This window comes from Gardnerella vaginalis (assembly GCF_001546485.1).
Taxonomy (GTDB): domain Bacteria; phylum Actinomycetota; class Actinomycetes; order Actinomycetales; family Bifidobacteriaceae; genus Bifidobacterium; species Bifidobacterium vaginale_D.
Window position 1 is genome coordinate 6751 of sequence record NZ_KQ956878.1, and the last position, 3963, is coordinate 10713.

A 3963-nucleotide genomic window follows, 5' to 3' on the forward strand; every position below is an offset into this window, starting at 1 on the left:
GAGCCCCCCCCCCCCCCATTGGGCTTTATTTCAACGTTTTTGGCGTATTGCTGATCTTAAAAATTTTTATAGTTATGTGGTTATAATCACAGTTTTTGAGTGTCGTATAAACTTTTGTTTATGTTATTACCTGCATAAAGGTACAGTTTTCAAACCTTGCATACTATACATTCATATTCCAAAATTTTATACACCCGCAAAAATGTACATAAGCTAGCGAAGTTCGTATAAAGCGCACATAGCTGCAATATTTGTATCAATACAATAATACGAATAAATTACACCAACTTAATGTAAACACAGTAGCCAATGAACAAACGAGCAACTTACATAAAAGCCAATAAGCGAACGAACTAGCAAGCAAACTCAAACTAGCAAACTCAAACTAGCAAACGAACAAAAACCCAATAAACCAACAACACACATACCAGTGAAAAGCGCCGAAACTTTCGCTCCAGCGCTTTCACTTTCACCTTACATCTTCTGCTTCTCTACCCGATTTTCGTAAAAAGCGGCTTCACATTCGCCCAAATCCTGCGCGCAATGCCCGGATGATTCATGGTATACAAATGAATACCATCCACACCCTCAGCAATTAAATCGTTAATCTGCTGCGAAGCAAAAATACTGCCAGCATCGCGCAAGCACTCAGCGTTACTCCCCCAACGATCCATCATTGCGGAAACTTGCGAAGTAATACGCGAAGAGCAAAGACTTGTCATGCGCTGCACTTGCGAAGCGTTCGCAACAGGCATCACGCCAGCCTCAATCGGCACGTCAATGCCGGCTGCGCGAGCTAAATCACGGAAGCGCAAAAAATCCTCGTTATCGTAAAAAAGTTGCGAAATTAAGTGCGTTACACCCGCGTCAACTTTGCGCTTAAGATTCTCAATATCCGCTTGCAAACTTTCTGCTTCCGGATGTTTCTCTGGATAGCAAGCGCCAAGAATAGGCAAATCCGGGCGCTGGGAACGAATGTAGGAGACCAAGTCACTAGCATGCTCAAAAACGCCTGCCGCTTCCTGACCTGCAATCACATCTCCGCGCAAAGCCAAAACTCCAGAAACACCAGCATTGCTAAACATTTCTAAAGCTTCGTCAACAGCATCATAATCAAGATAGCGAGCCGTCAAATGAGCCACAGCCTTAATACCGTACTCTGAGCGAATTGTATTCGCTATTCGCGCAGTAGCAGTACGATCCTGCAATTTGCCAGTGCCGTATGTAACCGAAATAAAATCCGGGTCAAGGCCTTGCAAACCATCTAAAGTATCGTAAATCGTACCAATAGGAGACGTGCGTTTAGGTGGAAAAACTTCCAGCGAAAACTTCGGTTTATACGGCATAACTCATCCCCTATTTAGATTGCTATTTAGATTGTTGCTCTGCTCATTGCTTTGCTTGCCGCTTTGCTGATTATGAGAAAGCTCCGCACGCACTTCTTGAGCAGCAGCAACCAGATTTTCCAAGCTCGGCCACGTTTCAGCGTCGCCACGAGTTTTAAGACCGCAATCCGGGTTAATCCAAAGCTTCTCTGCAGGCATCTTGCGCAAAATCTCGTGAATACGTTCCACAAGCTCCGCCTCGCCAGGAACGCGCGGAGAATGAATGTCGTAAACGCCAGGGCCAGCTTCCGTCTCAAAATGCGCGTCATGAATAGCGTCGAGCACAACCAAATCTCCACGAGAAGCCTCAAAAGAAATCACATCCGCATCCATAGCGTCAATATCGCGAATAATGTCATTAAACTCCGAATAGCACATATGCGTGTGAATCTGCGTAGTAGCAGCCACAGCAGAATGAACCAGGCGGAAAGCTGGAATAGCCCAATCCAAATATTTCTTATGCCAATCAGAACGACGAAGTGGCAACTTTTCACGCAAAGCAGCTTCATCAATCTGAATCACGCGAATACCAGCGCGCTCCAAATCCAACACTTCATCGCGAATAGCAAGAGCCAACTGCTGAGTCTGCTGCTCGTGCGTAATATCCTCGCGAGGCCAAGACCAGTTAAGAATCGTCACAGGGCCTGTAAGCATGCCCTTAACAACATGCTTCGTGCAGCTTTGAGCATAAGCGCTCCATGCCACGGTAATCGCAGACTCGCGAGAAACATCCGACCACACGATTGGAGGCTTCACGCAGCGCGTACCATAAGACTGCACCCAAGCGTTCTTCGTAAACTTAAAGCCACGCAAATGCTGGCCGAAATACTCAACCATATCGTTGCGCTCAAACTCGCCGTGAACAAGCACATCCAAGCCAATTTGCTCCTGATGCTCAATGCACTGAGCAATGCGATCGCGCATAAACTCGTCGTAAGCTTCACGAGTAATCTCGCCCTTACGAAGAGCAGCACGAGCGTTACGAATATCCTTCGTTTGTGGGAAAGAGCCAATAGTAGTCGTCGGCAAATCCGGCAAGCCCAGCGCTTCCTTTTGCAAACGCTGACGTTCCGCTCTAGCAGGTTCGCGCACAAAATCAGACTCTTTAAGATTCACAAGACGATTAGCCACAGCTGCATCCGCCTTCACGCGCGAACCGTCAAACAAAGCCTGATTCTTAGCCAAAACGTTACTCGATTTGCGGCTTTCGTCACTTTCTGCAGCAAGATGCGCAATATCGTGAATTTCATGCAACTTTTCAACAGCAAAAGCAAAATGTTGCAACACTTCCGCACCCAAAGCATCCTCACCAACAGTGCTAAAAGGCACGTGAAGAAGCGAGCAAGCAGTAGAAACAGCCACGCGATCCGTAACATTCTCGCGCAAAGCATCAATAAGCCCAAGGCTCACAGCATAATCGTTACGCCAAATATTGCGGCCGTTCACAACGCCTGCAAAAAGCGTAGTCTTATCGTTCACACCATAGCGCTCAATGGCTGCAAGATTTTCATCCTTACCTTCCACCAAATCAACACCAACGCCATCAAAACCGAGATTATTCACCGTCTCATAAGCGTCTGCAATATGGCCAAAATACGTGTTAAGAAGAAGCTTAACTTCCGCACTCCTTGCCTCAAGCAAAGGCTTATACAAAGCTTCAAAAAGCTCCAAATCGCCTTGCTCTTTATCCAAAGCCAAATAAGGCTCATCAAATTGCAACCAAGTTGCGTGAAGCTCACCAAAACGCTTCACAATACTCGCATAAGCGTTAGCAAGAGCGGAAATCACAGCATCTGTTACTTCCAACTCCTGAGCTTCAGGAGTACGAGCCAACTTCAAGAACGTGTAAGGACCAATCAACACAGGCTTCGTTTCCAAACCCTGCGCGCGAGCCTCCAAAAACTCGTCAAAAGGCTTCGTTCCAGCCAAATGCAAGCCTTCCGGATTCTCAACTTCCGGCACAATATAGTGGTAGTTCGTAGTAAACCACTTCTTCATTGGCAACGCCGTCACATCGCCGCGCTCACCCTGGTAGCCGCGTGCAATGGCAAAAAGCGTATCCTCAGCATGCTCAAAATTCAATTTACGATAACGCTCCGGCACAGCACCCAGCAAAATAGCCGTATCAAGCATTTGATCATAGTAGCTAAAATCGTTACTCGGGATTAAATCAACACCAGCTTCAGCTTGCAAACGCCAATGCTTAGCACGCAAAGACTGAGCAACCTCACGCACTTCGTCCAAAGAAGCATCCTGCTTCCAGTAGCGTTCAATAATCTTCTTCAACTCACGGTCAGCACCAATACGCGGAAAGCCGGAAACCGAAGTAACAACCGTAGACATACATCCTCCAAAAATTCTTATTTAACTCATTTTTATTTCTTTTCGACTCGCTTCAGCCTAGCAAAGAAATGCTTACATGCGGTCATTCAAGAACTTGGGGTGTCGTTATAAGCTGAATTTATATGCTTAATTTCGTGCGTTTTTTTGATTAGTTTTATTTTTCTTTTCGATGTTCTTGCGTATCGTCTATGAGTTTTGACTGGTGTGTTTGGTGTTTAGTGTTGTGAGGTCAAGG

The 3963-nt window shown here is 46.1% G+C and carries 2 protein-coding genes; both read right to left on the reverse strand.

What is annotated here, in order from left to right; genetic code table 11:
- Positions 1 to 491 precede the first annotated feature (491 nt).
- Positions 492 to 1346, reverse strand: a complete 855-nt coding sequence (metF, locus tag HMPREF3208_RS06060; protein ID WP_064347769.1) for a methylenetetrahydrofolate reductase [NAD(P)H] — start codon at positions 1344 to 1346, stop codon at positions 492 to 494.
- 3 nt (positions 1347 to 1349) lie between these two features.
- Entirely contained in the window at positions 1350 to 3728 is a 2379-nt protein-coding gene (gene metE, locus HMPREF3208_RS06065) for a 5-methyltetrahydropteroyltriglutamate--homocysteine S-methyltransferase (protein ID WP_064347771.1), read from the reverse strand.
- Between the last annotated feature and the right edge of the window lie 235 nt (positions 3729 to 3963).

Excerpts from the sequence above, each read along its gene's own strand:
- metF (WP_064347769.1), bottom strand. The coding sequence starts at position 1,346 with ATGCCGTATAAACCGAAGTTTTCGCTGGAAGTTTTTCCACCTAAACGC.
- metE (WP_064347771.1), bottom strand. The coding sequence starts at position 3,728 with ATGTCTACGGTTGTTACTTCGGTTTCCGGCTTTCCGCGTATTGGTGCT.